This is a genomic window from Halorussus amylolyticus (assembly GCF_004143485.2).
Taxonomy (GTDB): domain Archaea; phylum Halobacteriota; class Halobacteria; order Halobacteriales; family Haladaptataceae; genus Halorussus; species Halorussus amylolyticus.
Genome location: NZ_ML974131.1, coordinates 1 through 17,408 on the forward strand (window position 1 = coordinate 1; position 17,408 = coordinate 17,408).

General features: G+C 66.5%; 18 protein-coding genes. 12 read left to right on the plus strand and 6 right to left on the minus strand.

Going from position 1 to position 17,408, the window contains the following annotated elements:
- Positions 1–133 precede the first annotated feature (133 nt).
- Positions 134–802, plus strand: coding sequence for a MinD/ParA family ATP-binding protein (locus EKH81_RS03945; RefSeq protein WP_132059065.1), 669 nt, complete (start codon positions 134–136; stop codon positions 800–802).
- Here EKH81_RS03945 and EKH81_RS03950 read toward each other — a convergent pair.
- Positions 793–1,668, minus strand: a complete 876-nt coding sequence (locus tag EKH81_RS03950; RefSeq protein ID WP_132059066.1) for a transcription initiation factor IIB — start codon at positions 1,666–1,668, stop codon at positions 793–795. The genes EKH81_RS03945 and EKH81_RS03950 overlap by 10 nt on opposite strands.
- 172 nt (positions 1,669–1,840) lie before the next feature.
- On the opposite strand from EKH81_RS03950, the gene EKH81_RS03955 reads away from it, so the two are divergent.
- Positions 1,841–2,353, plus strand: a complete 513-nt coding sequence (locus tag EKH81_RS03955; RefSeq protein ID WP_132059188.1) for a DUF7858 family protein — start codon at positions 1,841–1,843, stop codon at positions 2,351–2,353.
- Positions 2,354–2,355: 2 nt separating this feature from the next.
- Here EKH81_RS03955 and EKH81_RS03960 read toward each other — a convergent pair whose 3' ends face one another.
- From EKH81_RS03960 to EKH81_RS03970, 3 genes are all read right to left on the minus strand, one after another.
- A complete protein-coding gene (locus tag EKH81_RS03960) occupies positions 2,356–3,144 on the minus strand; it encodes an AAA family ATPase (protein WP_132059067.1) in 789 nt (262 codons plus the stop codon).
- Between the two features lie 74 nt (positions 3,145–3,218).
- On the minus strand, positions 3,219–3,647 hold the full coding sequence (locus EKH81_RS03965) for an HIT family protein (protein WP_132059068.1): 429 nt from the start codon (positions 3,645–3,647) through the stop codon (positions 3,219–3,221).
- A gap of 502 nt (positions 3,648–4,149) precedes the next feature.
- On the minus strand, positions 4,150–4,575 hold the full coding sequence (locus EKH81_RS03970; RefSeq protein ID WP_132059069.1) for an SHOCT domain-containing protein: 426 nt from the start codon (positions 4,573–4,575) through the stop codon (positions 4,150–4,152).
- Between the two features lie 128 nt (positions 4,576–4,703).
- Between EKH81_RS03970 and ileS the strand changes: the two genes are divergently transcribed.
- Positions 4,704–7,901, plus strand: coding sequence for an isoleucine--tRNA ligase (gene ileS / locus EKH81_RS03975; RefSeq protein ID WP_132059070.1), 3,198 nt, complete (start codon positions 4,704–4,706; stop codon positions 7,899–7,901).
- Between the two features lie 110 nt (positions 7,902–8,011).
- Here the strand turns inward: ileS and EKH81_RS19715 are convergent, their stop codons facing one another.
- Together EKH81_RS19715 and EKH81_RS03980 are read right to left on the minus strand one after the other, a co-directional pair.
- Positions 8,012–8,143, minus strand: coding sequence for a hypothetical protein (locus EKH81_RS19715; RefSeq protein WP_274380473.1), 132 nt, complete (start codon positions 8,141–8,143; stop codon positions 8,012–8,014).
- Positions 8,144–8,296: 153 nt separating this feature from the next.
- Positions 8,297–9,157, minus strand: coding sequence for a ribose-phosphate diphosphokinase (locus tag EKH81_RS03980; protein WP_132059071.1), 861 nt, complete (start codon positions 9,155–9,157; stop codon positions 8,297–8,299).
- Positions 9,158–9,249: 92 nt separating this feature from the next.
- Between EKH81_RS03980 and EKH81_RS03985 the strand changes: the two genes are divergently transcribed.
- The 9 genes from EKH81_RS03985 (at position 9,250) to EKH81_RS04025 (ending at position 17,345) form a co-directional block, all read left to right on the plus strand.
- Positions 9,250–10,293, plus strand: a complete 1,044-nt coding sequence (locus tag EKH81_RS03985) for a lysylphosphatidylglycerol synthase transmembrane domain-containing protein (RefSeq protein WP_132059072.1) — start codon at positions 9,250–9,252, stop codon at positions 10,291–10,293.
- Positions 10,294–10,482: 189 nt separating this feature from the next.
- Complete coding sequence (locus tag EKH81_RS03990; RefSeq protein WP_132059073.1) at positions 10,483–10,938, plus strand: 30S ribosomal protein S19e; 456 nt, start codon at positions 10,483–10,485, stop codon at positions 10,936–10,938.
- Positions 10,939–11,045: 107 nt separating this feature from the next.
- Positions 11,046–11,387, plus strand: coding sequence for a DNA-binding protein (locus EKH81_RS03995; protein ID WP_132059074.1), 342 nt, complete (start codon positions 11,046–11,048; stop codon positions 11,385–11,387).
- A 1-nt stretch (position 11,388) separates the two neighbouring features.
- Positions 11,389–12,015 (plus strand): DUF7411 family protein, encoded by a 627-nt coding sequence (locus EKH81_RS04000; RefSeq protein WP_132059075.1) that lies wholly within the window; start codon positions 11,389–11,391, stop codon positions 12,013–12,015.
- Positions 12,016–12,050: 35 nt separating this feature from the next.
- A complete protein-coding gene (hisS, locus tag EKH81_RS04005; RefSeq protein WP_132059076.1) occupies positions 12,051–13,358 on the plus strand; it encodes a histidine--tRNA ligase in 1,308 nt (435 codons plus the stop codon).
- Positions 13,359–13,402: 44 nt separating this feature from the next.
- Positions 13,403–13,798, plus strand: coding sequence for an SHOCT domain-containing protein (locus tag EKH81_RS04010; RefSeq protein ID WP_132059077.1), 396 nt, complete (start codon positions 13,403–13,405; stop codon positions 13,796–13,798).
- A gap of 232 nt (positions 13,799–14,030) precedes the next feature.
- Positions 14,031–14,300, plus strand: a complete 270-nt coding sequence (locus tag EKH81_RS04015; protein WP_132059078.1) for a DUF5808 domain-containing protein — start codon at positions 14,031–14,033, stop codon at positions 14,298–14,300.
- 102 nt (positions 14,301–14,402) lie between these two features.
- The gene (locus EKH81_RS04020; protein ID WP_132059079.1) at positions 14,403–15,821 is read left to right on the plus strand and encodes an amidohydrolase; all 1,419 of its coding nucleotides are present in this window, start codon (positions 14,403–14,405) and stop codon (positions 15,819–15,821) included.
- Between the two features lie 372 nt (positions 15,822–16,193).
- Entirely contained in the window at positions 16,194–17,345 is a 1,152-nt protein-coding gene (locus EKH81_RS04025; RefSeq protein WP_202935057.1) for a nicotinate phosphoribosyltransferase, read from the plus strand.
- Positions 17,346–17,408: the final 63 nt, after the last annotated feature.

Here is a 17,408-nt window from a genome sequence, read left to right on the forward strand (position 1 = left end):
GCGGCGGTCCCGCCGCGCTCGACGCCGAGGACCGGCACGCGCTCCGGTCGGTCGCTCGACGGGTCGAAACGCTGTCCGAGCGCGCGGCGAGCGCCGCGCGCTCGGACGACTCAAGACGGTCGGGGGGACGCCGGTGATTCTCGCGGTCGCGGGCGGAAAAGGCGGCGTCGGCAAGTCAACCGTCTCGCTGAATCTCGGTGCAGAACTCGACGCCGTGGTGGTGGACGCCGACCTCGGGATGGCCGACCTGCCGACCGACCGCGGCCCGGACCTCCACGACGTGCTGGCGGGTCGCGCCGACCCGGTCGAAGCCGTCCGCGAGGGCGGTCCCGTGGCCCTGCTCCCGTGCGGTCGCACGCTCGCCGGGGCGCGAGCGGGCGACGTGACCGCGCTCGCATCGGCGGTCGAAGCCGTGGAGGCGACCTACGACCGGGTCGTCATCGACTCCCCCGCGGGGATGGCCGCCGACACGGGAATGGCGCTGTTGGCGGCCGACGCGGCCGTCCTCGTGACCTCCACGCGAAAGTTCGCGCTTGCCGACGCCCTCCGAACGCAAGAACTCGCCCGCGAACTCGACGCCGGACTCGCGGCAGTCGCGCTCAATCGTACCGGCGAGAAGGCGCCGACCGAACAGGTCCGGCGGTCGCTCGGCACGCCGGTCGTCGCGATTCCCGAGGACGACCGGGTTCGGCGCGCGCAGCGCCACGGCTGGCCGGTGCGCGAAATCGGTCCGGAGAGCGTTCCGGTCGAGCGATTCGAGCGTCTCGGAGAAACAGTCCGATTTGCGACTCCTCAGTCCTGAAGGTCGCGGTACGTCGTTCGGAGCGTGACCGCGGTCACGTCGGCCACCTCCGCGGCCTCTTTTTGGGTGACTCGGCGTCCGCGTTCGCGGGCCGCGGTGTAGAGACACGCCGCCGCGAACCCGCTCGGGTCCCGGCCGCTCACGAGGTTCTCGTCGTGGCCGCGCTCGACCAGTTCGGCCGCGCGGCGCTCGACTCGCGGCGGAAGGTCGAGTCGGCTGGCGAACCGCGGGAGATACTCTCGCGGGTCGATGGGACCGATAGGCAGGCCGAGGTCGCGATTCAGCGCGCCGTACGCGGTCTTGAGTTCGTCGCGGGACGCCCGCGCGACGTCCAGAATCTCGTCGAGAGTCCGCGAGACCGCGGCGGTCCGACAGGTCGCGTACACCGCGGCCGACGCGAATCCCTCCAGCGACCGCCCGCGGAGCAGGTCCTCCGACTGGGCGGATTCGAACAGGACGCACGCCCGGTCTCTCACACTTTCGGGCAGTTGGAGCGCGCTCACCAGCCGCCGAATCTCGGTGAAGGCGTACACCTGATTTCGCTCGGTCTTCGAAGAGACGCGGGCGCGTTCGTGTTCCCTGCGCATTCGGGCGACCTGTCGGCGCTTTCGGCCGGTGAGGCGGAGGTTGGTGTCGCGACCGATTTCGGTCGTCAGCCCGCGGTCGTGGCGCGACCGGGTGAGGGGCGCGCCGGTTCGCTCGGCGTCGGTCTCGTCGTCGGCGAACGAGCGCCAGTCCGGCCCGCGGTCGATGCGGTCTTCGGCGACCACGAGACCGCAGTCGTTACAGACCGTCTCGTCGCAGTTCGCGCTCAGTCGTCCGTCGCACTCGGGGCACGTCTGTGCCGGGGCGTGTGCTTTGCTCATCACAGTTGGAGATTCGACCTGAAGCGCATTTAAACGAAGGTCGAACTGGGAAGAAACACCCGAAATCGGGGCGAAGAAGGTACCGGTAACCGGTAGGCTTCCGGTCGCCAGGGAGTTATTCTCTCCGATAACATACTCAAATTTTAAACCGATGGCACGCCCAGTTTCGAACGTGACGCTCTCGGACATCGCGGACGGACTGGAAGTGACCACCCGCCAGCGCGACCGCGGAGTCGCGACGGTGGACGACACGGGCGACCTCCGGGAGCGACTCGCCGAGTTCGCGGCCGACCTGCCCTGCGACGGGCGTGCGGCCGCGACGATAATCGAAGGCCACACTTCAGGGAAGGCGGTCGGCGAGAGCGCGCGGGCGGCGGGCGTCGCGCCGATGACCGCGGCCAAGACGCTCCACCTGCTCGGTTTCGAAGGCGTCTCGCCGCTCACGCCCGAGGCCCACGGAATTCTCCGGGACTGGCTCTCGGCCGACCTCTCGCGGGCGGACGCCGAGACGCTGACCGGCGCGTCCGAGACGGAGTTCGCGCTCGCGACGTTCGTCGAGACCCACGACCCGATTCCGGGCGGTCACGAGGCGGTCGAATCGGCGCTCGCCTCGGACGGTGACGCCCGGATTTCGAAGCGCGACGGACTCGCCGAGGCGATGAGTTCGCCGAACGACCTCCTCTGAACTCAGGAGAGCGCGTCGGGAAGCAGTTCGTCTGTATCCACGTCGAACAGCCTCGACTCCTCGAATTCGAGGTCGAGTTCGGCGTCGAACACGACTTCCGCGGCGCGGGCGACCGCGGGCGCGAAATCCGCCTCTGGTTCGGGTGCGCTTGCAGGAACTTCCTCGACACGCTGGGCCTCGCTCTCGGGAATCGCGGCGTCGGCGCTTCGAAGCGGCTGGTCAGCGGCCGCGCGATTCGCGAGGACGGCGTCCACGCTCGCGCCCACGTCGGCGATGCGCCCGCGAGCGCGCTGGACCGCGTCCACGCCGCGCTTGCTTGCGGGGGCGACCACTGCGACCCGGTCGGCGGCGGTCACGGCAGCGACGGTCTGGTTCGCGGCGACGGGGGGCGCGTCCACGATGACGTGGTCGAACTCGCTCGCGGCGTCGGCGAGCAGGTCCTCGAATCGCCGGGCGGCCGCGGCGGTCTTCGCGCGGGCCATCCGCTCGAAGGGCGCGCGCGCCGGACAGAGTTCGAGTCGGCCCGCGAGGTCGGCGGTCGCGGGGTGTTCGCGCAGGCCGTCGGTGAGAGTTGGGGCCTCCGCGGTCGATTCGTCGTCGGTCACGAGTGCGGTCACGTCGGGGTCGATACGGCCCGAGACGTGGCGAGCGAGTCCCTCGGTGGCGAACGCGGCGTCGAGAATCGCCACTTCGCGGCCGTCGCGCGCGAGGGTCGCGCCGAGTTCGACCGCGAGTCGCGTGGTTCCTGCCCCGCCGGTCGCACCGACGAGGGCGGTGGTGAAGTGAGGCATTGATTCGAAGTTGTCTCGCTATGATATAAAAGGGTCTGCTTCGGCTGTTGCGGACTCCGTCGGATTCCGTTCGGCTACTCGGTGTTCTGAATCTCCACCGCGATTTCGTCCAGCTTCTCGTCCGAGAGGTCCGGGCGCTCGCCCGCCACGGCGTGGACCGGACTTCCGCCGTCGTCCTCGAATCGCGGGATGATGTGGCCGTGGACGTGGGGTACCTCCTGTCCGGCGGCCGGGCCGTCGTTGAACGCGACGTTCGCGGCGGGCGCATCGACCGCGTTCTGGACCGCGGTGTTGAGGCGATGGAGGACGCCGAAGACGTGGGCCGCGGTGTCCTCGGGCACCTCGCTCAGGGTCTCGTAGTGCTCTTTCGGAACGACGAGGGTGTGGCCCGGCGCGAGGGGGTTCGCATCGAGGAAGGCCATCGCCACGTCGTCCTCGAAGACGGTTCGACTCGGGATTTCTCCGGCGACTATCTTGCAGAAGATGCAGTCGTCTTGGCTCATGGGTCTGTGGTTGGTTTTGTCGCCCCGATGTATCAAGGTTGAGGCTACTACTTCGAGATTGATTCTTGACCAACAGAGCCAGAGAGGTGTTATCTGCTGGCAAGAAGCTAGCTACTCCCGGTACCTATGAGACCGCACCACGCCCTCCCCAACCGATTGCGATTCTCAGTCGTTCGCTCCTTTCAGTCGCTCACTCCTTCCGATTCTCATCCCTCGCGCGGTCGCACCCTTCGGGCGCGACTTCGCGCGCCGGGTGGTCGGCGAAAATACGCGATACTGACCAATCGACACGGCGCGCGCTGGCGCACCCCTCGTGGGTGCGCCACTGTCGCGCGAGGGATGACTGAGTGATGCGCCGGAGGCGCGAACGAAGGAATCGGCTGGGGAGGCGTGTGGCCCGGTGCTGTGCGGCGCGGTCCTCATAGGTACCGGGAGTAGCTAGTCTTGTCCGGTTTTGCTTTCAGCTCTCGTACTCCGCTTCTTGCTTCCCGCTTCTCGTTTCCTACTCCCGAGCGCGCTCACGAGCGCGGTCCTCGACGTTCTCCAGCGTCTCCGTGTCGAGCAGTCGCTCCAGTTTTCGCTCAAACTGCTCGTCGGTGAGTTCGCCCTGCGCGTATCGCTGTCGAAGCGTCTCCAGCGCATCGCGGTTGTTCGTCTCGACCGGCGTCTCGGATTCGGTCTTCGCCTCGGGTTCGGTCTCGCCGCCGTCCCAGGAGTCCTTCCACTCGCCGTCCCACCACTCCTCGATGTCGTCGTTGTCGCCGAACAGGAGCGCGATTATCGGCACGACGACGATGTACCCGAACAGGAGCGCGCCGAGCCACCAGCTCTGGCCGGTCAGCAACGCGGCGAGCCAGACGCCGGTCACCACCGTGCTCGCGATGGACGTCGCGTTCGCCCGGAGGCGCTCGGCGGGTGTCGCGGTCATACGGTGCCGATTGGATTGACACGCCTAAAAATACGCGGGTGACGCCGCTCGCTACTGACGAGACGCGCACGGACAGACCCGACTGCACAACCGAACCCAATTTAACTTCGCAGGAGAACACCTTGCACATGAGCAGATTTGCCGAAGTCGACGACCAGTACGACCCCGACGCGGTCGAGGACCGGGTGTTCTCGTACTGGGACGACGTGGACGCCTATCGGAAGGCCAAGGAGCACCGCGCCGACGCCGAGGACTTCTTCTTCGTGGACGGCCCGCCGTACACCTCCGGGGCGGCCCACATGGGAACGACGTGGAACAAGACGCTGAAGGACGCCTACATCCGCTATCTCCGGATGTCGGGCTACGACGTGACCGACCGGCCGGGCTACGACATGCACGGTCTGCCCATCGAGACGAAAGTCGAGGAGCAACTCGGCTTCGAGAACAAGAAGGACATCGAGGAGTTCGGCGAGGAGAACTTCATCGCCGAGTGCAAGGAGTTCGCGGAGGACCAGCTCGTCGGTCTCCAAGAGGACTTCAAGTCCTTCGGCGTCTGGATGGACTGGGACGACCCGTACAAGACCGTCAACCCCGAGTACATGGAGGCGGCGTGGTGGGGCTTCCAGCAGGCCCACGAGAAGGGACTCGTCGAGCAAGGCCAGCGGTCCATCTCGCAGTGTCCCCGATGCGAGACCGCCATTGCCAACAACGAGGTCGAGTACGAGGACGTGGAGGACCCCTCTATCTACGTGAAGTTCCCGCTCAAAGAGCGCGAAGGGTATCTCGTCATCTGGACCACGACGCCGTGGACCATCCCGGCCAACACCTTCGTCGCGGTCGATTCGGACCTCACGTATCAGGGCGTTCGCGCCGAAAAGGACGGAGAATCGGAAGTCCTCTACGTCGCCGAGGAGTGCGTCGAAGGCGTACTAAAGGCGGGCCGGTACGACGACTACGAGGTCGCCGAAGAGGTCACGGGCGAGGACATGGTCGGCTGGGAGTACGACCACCCGCTCTCCGAGGAAGTCCCCGACCACCCCGACGGAGAGGGAACACTTCAAGTCTACGCCGCCGATTACGTGGAAGCCGACCGCACGGGCCTCGTCCACTCCGCGCCCGGCCACGGTGAGGAGGACTTCGAGCGCGGCACCGAACTCGGACTCGACATCTTCTGTCCCGTCGGCGGCGACGGCGTCTACACCGACGAAGGCGGCGAGTACGAGGGCCAGTTCGTGAAGGACGCCGACGAGGGCATCATCGCCGACCTCGAAGAAGCGGGCCTGATGCTCCGGTCGGACACCGTGAGTCACAGCTACGGTCACTGCTGGCGGTGCGACACCGGCATCCTCCAAATCGTGACCGACCAGTGGTTCATCACCATCACCGACATCAAAGACGAACTGCTGGACAACATCGAGGACAGCGAGTGGCATCCTGAATGGGCGCGGGATAACAGATTCCGCGACTTCGTGGAGGACGCCCCCGACTGGAACGTCTCGCGCCAGCGCTACTGGGGCGTTCCCATCCCCATCTGGACGCCCGAAGACTGGTCGGGTGACATGTCCGAAGTCGTCGTCGTCGGCACCCGCGAAGAACTCGCGGAGAAGGTGGACCAAGACGTGGACCCCGACGAGGTGGACATCCACAAGCCCACCGTGGACGACCTCACCATCACCGAGGACGGCACCACGTACACCCGTGTCAACGACGTGTTCGACGTGTGGCTCGACTCGTCGGTCGCGTCGTGGGGCACCCTCGACTTCCCGAGCGAGCAAGAGCAGTTCGAGGAACTCTGGCCCGCCGACCTCATCATGGAGGCCCACGACCAGACCCGCGGGTGGTTCTGGTCGCAACTCGGCATGGGGAGCGCCGCGGTCGGCGAAGTTCCCTACAAGGAGGTACTGATGCACGGGTGGGCGCTCGCCGAGGACGGCCGGAAGATGTCGAAATCCATCGGCAACATCGTCGCGCCCGAGGAGGCCATCGACCGTCACGGCGCGGACCCGATGCGCGCGTTCCTGCTCCACCAGAACCCGCAGGGCGACGATATGCGCTTCTCGTGGGACGAGATGGAGACGATGCAGCGCGACCTCAACATCTTCTGGAACGTGTTCCGGTTCCCGTTGCCGTACATGCGCTTGGACGGTTTCGACCCCGCCGAAACCGACCTCGAAGCGGTCGATTCGGACCTCGAACTCGTGGACGAGTGGATACTCTCGCGGCTCCAGACCGTGGTCGCCGAGATGACCGACCACTGGGACGACTACCGACAGGACCGGGCGCTCGGTGCCCTGCTCGACTTCGTGGTCGAGGACGTGTCCCGGTTCTACATTCAGGTCGTCCGCGAGCGCATGTGGGACGAAGCCGACAGCGCGAGCAAGCGCGCGGCCTACGCCACCTTCTACGAGGTGCTGTCGAAGCTCGCCGCGCTGTTCGCGCCCTACGCGCCGTTCGTCGCCGAGGAGGTCTACCAGAATCTCACCGGCGACGACGGCTACGACACGGTCCACATGCTCGACTGGCCCGAGGCCGACGACTACTGGCGCGACGAACAACTCGAAACCGACGTGACGCTCCTCCGCGCCGTCGAGGAGGCCGGGTCGAACGCCCGCCAGCAGGCCGAGCGAAAGCTCCGGTGGCCCGTCACGCGCGTCGTGGTCAATGCTGACGACGACCGGGTGGTCGAGGCCGTCGAGCGCCACAGCGACTTGCTCGCCGACCGACTCAACGCCCGCGAGGTCCAGGTCGTCGCGCCCGGCGAGAACTGGGGCGAACTCGAATACAGCGCCGAGGCCGACATGAGCGTCCTCGGCCCCGCGTTCGGCGACGACGCGGGTCGAGTCATGCGAGCCCTGAACGCCGCGCGCGTCGGGGAACAGTCCCTCGACGCGCTCGAAGCCGCGGTCGCCGAGGAGACCGGCATGGACGTCGACCTCACCGACGAGATGGTCGAGTTCGTCACGCAGACTCCCGAGGGCGTCACCGGCGTCGGGTTCGACACCGACGGCGACCAGCGCGGGGTCGTCTACGTCGATACCGAACTCACCGACGACATCGAGAGCGAAGGGTACGCCCGCGAGGTCATCCGCCGGGTCCAGGAGATGCGCAAGGAGATGGACCTCGACATCGAACAGCGCGTGCGCCTCGAACTCGACGTGGCCGACGCTCGGGTCGCGGACCTCGTAGGACAGCACATGGACCTCGTGAAATCGGAGGTCCGCGCGGACGAAGTGGGCGACGTTGACGACGGCCACCGAAAGACGTGGGATGTCGAAGGCGTCGAGATGGAGATTGCGGTCGTGGCGTTGGCGGAAGCACAGGCGTAGCACCGACAGAATTCGACTTTTCGAGTTGGTCGGAACCGTCGGAAAGCGGTTGGTTCCGAGCGCTCGCAAAAATGTTGTGACGTTACTGCTCTGTGGGTGTCCTTCGGACTCTACGGTTCAGGGCAGAAGTTTCCGCCATAGAGGCTCCCACACTCGACACCGACTTCGGCAGCGACCGGGTCAATTGCGATTGCAGTTAGTGCGACCGTTGCGAACAGCGCGAGTTTGATTTTCTTGTACATTCCTAACACGCCTCATTCATATGATATGACTGAGTGTAAATAAACATTTCTATATGGGATTTATTATCTTAAAAAAGGCTATGAACTATCGAAAAGCCACAATTATTTATCACTTCGAAACTTGGCGGTCCACCGGGTTCGATGGCGTCGCCGTTACAACTCCTCGGCGATAACTGGCGCGACGGAAACCTCGCTCACGGCCCGCTCTATCGTATCTGTCCCGTAAATCGCCTCGACGCCCGCCCGAGAGAGCTTCGCGTAGGCGTCGGCCGCGAGCATCGGGTGGACGCAGGTCACGAACACCCGGCCCGCCCCCTTCTCGCCCAGAATCCCGACCGCCTCGCTCATCGTCGACCCGGTGGCGATGATGTCGTCGGTCACGACCACGTCCCGACCGGCAACGTCGGTGTCGCTCGGCGTCATCTCGACCTCGGTGCCCGAGAGCCGAGTCTTCTCGAAGTAATCGACTTCGCCCGCGCCGTAGGCGTCCCTGACCGATTCTGCGATGTCGAGCGCGCCGTCGTCGGGCGAGAGGAACACCGGGTCGGCCAAGTCCGAGGGAAGCGGGGCGGCGAGTCGGTCGGCCGCGCCGACCGACTCGGCGGGCACGTCGAAGAAGTCACAGACCGCGTCCTCGTGGGGATTCACCGTCAGCACGCGGTCGGTCCCCGACGAGATAGCGCGGGCGACCGCGCGGGCCGAGACGGGGTGGCCCCGCTCGAACGCGTCGTCCTGTCGGGCGTAGCCCATGTACGGCAGGACGGTCACGACCTCCTCGGCTCCCCACTCGCGGACGGCGTCCTGCAACTGGAGGAGTTCGACGTGGGCGTCCGACGACACCGTGGAGGCGACGACCACCGCGCGGTGGTCGTCGCCCTCGTCCGCGAACCCCGGTGCGCTCGCGAGCAGTTCGCCGTCCGGAAATCGCTCGTACTCGACGCTCGCAAGCGACTCGTCCAACTCGGCCGCGAGTTCGGCCGCGAGCACCTGCGAAGCGGACCCGCTGATAATCATACGCGAGGGGTGGGCGTCGGGGGGTAAATCGGTTTTCACTCGGGTTCGGGGCGTCGGTGGTTTCAAGCCCGAACCCGCCGTCTGTCGGACTGATGGACGTAGACTCCGGAGACGTGCGCTCGATAGCCGTCGGGTTCGGTGCCGCGGTCGTCGTTCTGCTCGCACTCTACTCCGTCGTCGGCCTGAGCGAAGTTCTCGGGGCGCTCTCTCGGGCCGACCCACTCGCAGTCGTCGCGGTGGGGCTGGTCGCGCTCGCGTGGCTGGTGGCGTGGAGCCTCGCGCTCCGGACCGTCCTCGCGGTCGTCGCGGTCGAGGTGTCGGTCCGGCGGGCGTTCCTGCTGTTCGCGGGCGCGACGTTCGCGAACAACGTCACCCCGTTCGGGCAGGCCGGTGGCGAGCCGTTCAGCGCGCTGCTCGTCTCGCGGACGACCGGCACCGAGTACGAGAACGGGCTGGCGACGGTCGCAAGCGTCGATACGCTCAACTTCGTCCCCTCCATCTCGTTCGCGCTCGTCGGTCTCGGCTACTACGCGACGCAGTTCACCGTCGGGAACCGGGTCGAACTCGCGGCGCTCGCGCTCGTCGCGCTCGCGCTCGCGGTGCCGTTCGCGGCGTACCTCGGTTGGAAGGGCCGCGACCGACTCGCGTCGGTCGTCGTCGCGGTCGTCGTGCCAGCGAGCAGGGCGCTCGCCCGAATCGTTCCGGTCGTCGGAACCCCTGACGAGGCGAGCGTCCGTCGTCGAATCGAGGGCTTCTTCCGAGCCTTGGAGCGAGTCGGCGGCGACCACCACCAGCTCGCGCTCGCGCTCTCGTTCTCGGCGGTCGGGTGGTTCCTGCTGTCGGTGTCACTATGGCTCTCGCTGTTCGCGCTGGGCCACACGGTCCCGTTCGCGACCACGCTGTTCATCGTCCCGCTCGGGAGCGTGGCGAGCGTCACACCGCTTCCGGGCGGTCTCGGCGGCGTCGAGGCGGTGTTGATTCTGCTCATCGTCCCCATCACTGGCGTCGATGCCGCGACCGCGGGCGCGGCGGCGGTCATCCACCGCGGCGCGACCTACTGGTTCCCGGTTCTCATCGGCGGAAGCGCGACCGCGATGCTCGAAGCCGACAACGTCCACGGGTCGGCGAGCGACTGATAGTGATTGCTGTGAGTATTCTTAGCATCCCGCCAGAAATTTCGGGGTATCGAGGGCTGCCCCCGTCGGTCTGTGACTGCTTGGCGGTACAGAGTCACAGCAATCACTATGATACTGTCGGCTCCGCCCGAACGCACGCCCCGATTCGCTAACGATGGGTTTAAACGCCGCGGAACGGAATTCGTGGGTATGACGACGCTCTACGACGTTCCCGCGGCCGACCTCAACGAGGCCGTCGCCGCGAAGCTCGAAGACCGACTCGAACAGCCGGACTGGGCCGAGTTCGCCAAGAGTGGCGACGGCCGCGAACTGCCCCCCGAACAGGAGAACTTCTGGTCGGTGCGCGCCGCGAGCGTGCTCCGAAAGGTCGCCACCGACGGCCCGGTCGGCGTCGAGCGCCTTTCCACCGAGTACGGCGGCAAGAAGGACGGCTCGAACCGCTATCAGGTCGCGCCCGAACACCGCACGGACGGGAGCCGGAACGTCATCCGGACCATCCTCCAGCAGCTTCAGGACGAGGACCTCGTCATGAGCGAGGGAAGCGCGGGCCGCGTCGTGACCGGCGACGGTCGCAGCCTGCTCGACGACACCGCGGGCGAGGTCATGGAGGACCTCGACCGTCCCGAACTCGAACGCTACGCGTAGACGCACTTTTGAACGCGTTTCGTGCAGTTTTCCGAACTGATAGCTCCGCAGTTCGTCCGCCCCGTCCGTAATGGTTTTTGGCCGTGCGCGTTAACGAACACGTAGCTATGAGCGATACGCCCGACGACGAGCGACTCGAAGAACTCCGCAAGAAGAAGATGCAGGAGCTTCAGGACCAGGAGGGCCAGCAGGAAGCCCAAGAGCAGGCCCAACAGCAGGCTGACGCCCAGAAACAGGCCATGCTCCGCAAACATCTCACCGACGGCGCGCGCAAGCGACTCAACTCCGTCCGGATGAGCAAGCCCGACTTCGCCGACCAGGTCGAGCGCCAAGTCATCGCAATCGCCCAGAGCGGCCGGGTCAACGGCAAAATCGACGAAGACAAGATGAAACAGATTCTTCGGGAGCTGAAGCCCGACTCCAAGAGCTTCAACATCCGGCGTCGCTGAGATGGACCTCGGTCTGCTCTACAGCGGCGGCAAGGACTCGACGCTCGCCGGGCTCCTCCTCGAAGATTTTTACGACGTGACGCTCGTCACCGCGAGCTTCGGAATCACCGACGCGTGGGAGCACGCCCGCGAGACGGCCGACGCCACGGGCTTCGAGTTCGACACCGTCGCGCTGGACGACGACGTGGCCGGGCAAGCCGTCGAGACGATGGTCGAGGACGGCTACCCCCGAAACGGCATCCAGCAGGTCCACCTCCACGCGCTCGAAGCGGTCGCCGAGATGGAGTTCGACGCGGTCGCCGACGGCACGCGGCGCGACGACCGCGTGCCGTCGGTGTCGCGCGCGCAGGCCCAGAGCCTCGAAGACCGCCACGACGTCGATTACATCGTTCCGTTGGCGGGATTTGGCCGGAACGCGGTCGATTCGCTCGTGGACGCGACTCTCGACGTGCAGACGGGGCCGAGCGAGGAGATTCCGAAGGCCGACTACGAGGACGAGCTTCGAGTCCTGTTGGCCCGAGAGTACGGCGAGGGGACGGTCAGCGAGGTGTTTCCCGACCACACCCAGACGTACGTGAAGGGGTTCTCGCGTGCGGGCGCGAGACCCGGTCGGCCGGACGCGAAGTAAAAGGTTTCAAGCGCGCGGTCGCCCAAGGACCTCGCATGTACGACCGCATCAAGGGCTTTCGCGACTTCTACCCGCCGGAGATGGGCGCGCGCCGCGAGATGTTCGACACCTTAGAACGAACTGCGCGTCAGTACGGCTTCCGGGAAATCGGGACGCCCGCGCTCGAACGGACCGAGATGTACGTGGACAAGAGCGGCGAGGGCATCGTAGACGAACTCTACGCCTTCGAGGACCAGGGCGGCCGAAACGTGGCGCTCACGCCCGAACTCACGCCGACCGTCGCTCGGATGGTGGTGGCCAAACAGCAGGAGCTCTCGAAGCCAATCAAGTGGTTCTCGACGCGACCGTTCTGGCGCTACGAGGAACCCCAGCAGGGTCGGTTCCGGGAGTTCTACCAGACCAACGTCGATATCTTCGGCTCCTCGGACCCCGCCGCGGACGCCGAGGTCCTCGCGTACGCCGCCGACGCGCTGACGGGCTTGGGTCTCACCGAGGACGACTTCGAGTTCCGGGTCAGCCACCGCGACATCCTCGGCGGCCTGCTCGAATCGTTCGACGCCGACGTGGATACCGAGGCCGCGATTCGTGCGGTGGACAAGAGCGAGAAGGTGAGCGAAGCCGAGTACCACGGCCTGCTCAACGACGCCGGACTCTCCTACGACGAGGCCGCCGAGTTCGACGACCTGCTCGACACTCCCGAGGAGGACCTCGACGAGCTCGTCGAGTTCGCGGGCACCGACCGCGTCGAGAGCGCGGTCACGAACCTCCAGAACGTCCTCGAAGCGACCGCCGACTTCGGCGCGCGCGAGTACTGCGACCTCTCGCTCCGCACCGCTCGCGGTCTCGACTACTACACCGGCGTCGTGTTCGAGTGCTTCGACGCGACCGGCGAGGTCAGTCGCTCGGTGTTCGGCGGCGGCCGATACGACGACCTCATCGAGAGCTTCGGCGGCCAGCCAACCCCCGCGGTCGGGGTCGCGCCGGGTGCCGCGCCGCTCTCGCTCCTCTGTCAGCGCGCGGGCGTCTGGCCCGACGAGTCGGCGACGACCGATTACTACGTCCTGCAGGTCGGCGACACCCGAGATGTGGCCGCCGACGTGACCCGCGAACTCCGGTCGCGCGGGTTCGTCGTCGAGACTGACGTGTCGGGCCGGAGCTTCGGCGCGCAGCTCGACTACGCCGATTCCATCAACGCCGAGACGGTGGTCATCGTGGGCGAACAGGACCTCGCCGACGGGAACGTGACGGTCAAAGACATGGCATCGGGCGAGCAGACGCAGGTACCGGTCGCGGAGTTCCCACCTGAAGACGTGTCGCGGCCGACCTACGAAGATTTCGAGTAGTCGGCCGCTCAACCTTTTTACCGGCGTCCCGCATACGCTCTGCTATGCGCGAGAGTTCGGTACAGTTCGACCGGAAGACCCTGCTCGGCGTGCTGTCGGTGCTGACCTTCGGTTTGACGGCGCTCACGGCGGTCGCGGGGCTGGAGTTTCTCACGCCCGCCATCTTCGTCCTCGGATTCTTCATCGTCGTGCCGCTGGTCGCGCTGCTCGGCGATTCACTGCCGATAGTCGAGGACGAGACCGACGGCGCGAGCGGTGAGCGCAAGTCGGCGGCCGACGACCCGGTGGACGAACTCCGGTCGCGCTACGCGAGCGGCGAACTGACCCACGAGGAGTTCGAGCGGCGACTCGAACGACTGTTGGAGACCGAGGACATCGAGACGGTGGGAGAAGACCCCGAGAGAACCGTGTCGAGAGAGCGAGTGTTCGAGCGCGAGTAGGAATTCATCTCCCCCGAAAGCAGTCGCTGGCGCGAGTGGCGAACAGACGGCACGCCGCGGGCGCGAAGGGGTGTGCCGTGCAATCGCGGACCCTTCGCGGCGAGGGTCAGGTCACGGCGCAGTTTGGTCGCGTTTTCGCGTATAAACCTTCGCGAGACGCGCCCCGGCGCGTCTCGCGAACCGCACCCGAACAGCCAAAGCACTTTATTCCCGTCCGGCGTATATCTCCCACATGGCAGATAGACCCAGCACCGGAACGCTGTTCGGCGTGCCGTACAACTTCGAGCGACCGAGCATCGGGCGGATGCTGTCGGCGTACTGGAAACCCGACGAGGGAATGCTCGTGGACAAGCCGTTCGGCATCGGCTACACTCTCAACCTCGCCAACTGGCGGTCGTGGGTCGTGCTGGCGGTCGCGGGCGCGCTCGTCTGGCACGAGCGCAAGGGCGACGTGCAGTCCCAGGAGGAACAGCCGGTCGAAGTCATCGTGGACGACGACTGAGCGCTCGCGGTCGATTTTCGACTCGGCTTTTCGGAACTCGACCGCGCCGCGGTCGAGTTCCGGGAGGCGAACGTTCATAGTTTCGGCGCGTAACCCCCTCTCATGACGAAAGCGAGCGTCTACGACGAAATCGAGAGCGAGCGTGACCGATTGGACCGAATGGCCCAGCAAATCTGGGAGACCCCTGAGTTGGGGCTTCACGAGGAGGAATCTTCGCAGGTCCTCATCGACAGGCTCGACGAGGAGGGCTTCGACATCGAGGTCGGCGTCGGCGGGATGCCGACCGCGTTCGTGGCGTCGTACGGCGACGGCGGCCCGACCGTGGGAATTTTGGGCGAGTACGACGCCCTGCCCGACCTCTCCCAGAAGGTAAAGGCCGAACACGACCCGGTCGAGGAGGGCGCACCCGGTCATGGATGCGGTCACAATCTGTTTGGGGTCGCGGGCGTCGGCGGCGCAATCGGAGTCAAGCGCGCCATCGAGCGCGGCGACCTCGACGGCACCGTCGAGTTCTACGGCTGTCCGGCCGAGGAGACGCTGGTGGGGAAGGTGTTCATGGCGCGCGACGGCGCGTTCGACGACCTCGACGCCGCGATTACGTGGCACCCGGGGAGCCTGAACACGCCGACGCTGGACCGGTCGCTCGCGCTCGACTCGATTCAGTTCACCTTCGAGGGCGTGTCGGCTCACGCCGCGGCCTCGCCCGAATCAGGTCGGTCGGCGCTCGACGCCGCCGAACTCCTCAACTCCGGGACCGAGTACATGCGCGAACACGTCTCGGAGAAGGCGCGCATCCACTACGTCATCACCGACGGCGGCGAGGCTCCGAACGTCGTGCCCGCCGAAGCGACCGTCTGGTACTACGTCCGCGCGCCGACCCGCGGCGAAGTCGAGCGCATCACCGACTGGCTGACCGATATCGCGGAGGCCGCGGCGCTGATGACCCAGACCGAGGTCAGCCAGCGATACATCACTGGCTGTTGGGACTACCTTCCGAATCACGTCGTGAGTGACGTCATCTGGGAGACGATGGAGGACCTCGGCGAAATCGGCTACACCGACGAGGACCGCGAGTTCGCGGCCGACCTCCGCGAGACGATTCCCGACGAGCAGGTCGAAGCCAGCCTCGAAGACGTACCCGACGAGTACGCGAGCGAAATTCTCGAAGCGGGCCTCTACGACGACCCGGTGCCGCCCCACGCCGAGGGCGAGGTCGGCGGCGGTTCGACCGAGGTGGGCGACGTGAGCTGGATTACCCCCACCGGCCAGTTCCGCGCGGCGACGTGGGCGGTCGGCACGCCCGCCCACACGTGGCAGGCCACGGCCGCGAACGGCGATTTCGGCAAGAAAGGCGCGGTGTACGCCGCGAAGGTCCTCGGCGGGACGGCCTACACGCTCCTCGACGACCCCGAACTCCTCGACCGCGCGAACGAGGAGTTCGACCAAGTGACGGGCGACCGGAGCTACGAAACTCCCCTCCGACCCGACACCGAACTCCCGTTCGACATGACCGCCGACTGACCCCGGCGGTCGTGATGGGCGGAGCGTAGCTCGGTGACACAGCTGACGGGAAACGGCCGGTGAGACAAACCACGAGGGAATCGCTGGTGAACCATACTCTGGGTGGGACTGAAAGGGGCCGCCCGGTCGCGCTTGTCTTGGTCGTCTCCGACAGCTCTATTCGCGGCGGGCGGTGCGGAGAGCCGCGAATATCTGTCGGAGCGACCGCGACCGGGTGGGGGCTTTCTGACTGTTGGTGGTTCTGCTATCTGCTGTTCCTGGCGGATGGGCTTTCTGACCGTCGTCACTTCTGTTATCTCCAGTTCATAGCGGGACCTTTTTCGCTCGCCCCCCGGTACTCCCGACTATGAACCCGCTCCGGAGGCGATGGGAGTGACCGACCGATTCGACATCGTATCGGAGTCGGCCATCCGCGACGGAACCGCCACCGACGCGTACTTCCAGCGAACCGAGGAGACGCTGGCGGCCGCCGACCGCAATCCGAACGTCGTCGCCGAGGTCACGCGCGACCAGTTCCCGACTGGCGAGTTCGACGTGCTGGCGGGCGTGAAGGACGCCGCCCGCCTGCTCGAAGGGCTGGACATCGACGTGGACGCGATTCGGGAGGGCCGACTGTTCGACGGCGGGCCGGTGATGCGAATCGAGGGGTCGTATCTCGAATTCGCGCGGTACGAAACGTCGCTGTTGGGCTTTCTCTCCCACGCGAGCGGCATCGCCACCGCGGCGCTCGAAGCCCGGGTGGCCGCGCCCGACTCGTCGGTGCTGAGTTTCGGCGCGCGTCACGTCCACCCCGCCATCGCGGCCGTGGTCGAGCGCGGCGCGCTCGTCGGCGGTCTCGACGGCTTCTCGCACGTCGCGGCGGGCGAGATTCTCGGCAAAGAGGCCAGCGGCACGATGCCTCACGCGCTCGTCATCGCGATGGGTGACCAGGAGGCGGCGTGGACCGCGTTCGACGAGACGGTCGATTCGGATGTGCCGCGAATCGCCATCTGTGACACCTTTTCGGACGAGAAAGACGAGTCGATTCGGGCGGCCGAAGCGCTCGGTGACGCCCTCGACGGGGTTCGCCTCGACACCACCAGTTCCCGGCGCGGCGACTTCCGGCACATCGTTCGCGAGGTTCGGTGGGAACTCGACGTGCGGGGCTACGACGACGTGGACATCTTCGTCAGCGGCGGTCTCGGCCCGGCCGACCTCCGAGACCTCCGGGACGTGGCCGACGGCTTCGGCGTCGGCGGCCACGTCAGCAACGCCGACCCGCTCGACTTCGCGCTCGACATCGTGGAGTTGGACGGCGAAATCGTCTCGAAGCGCGGGAAGCTCTCGGGCACGAAGCAGGCGTTCCGGACCCCCGACGGCGGCCACCACGTCGGACTGGCCGACCGTGCGGACCCCGAGGGCGGCGAAGCCTTGCTCGAACCGCTGATTCGGGACGGCGAAATCGTCCGGGAGTTCGACGTGGACGAAGCCGCCGAGCGCGCGAGTCGGGACGCCGACGTCGTGGGGTTCCGTTCTGCGGAGTAGCGCGGCGCGGTCGCTTGCGAAGTAACGCGGCGCAATTGCTCTCTGTTCGGTCGGCTTCAGAAA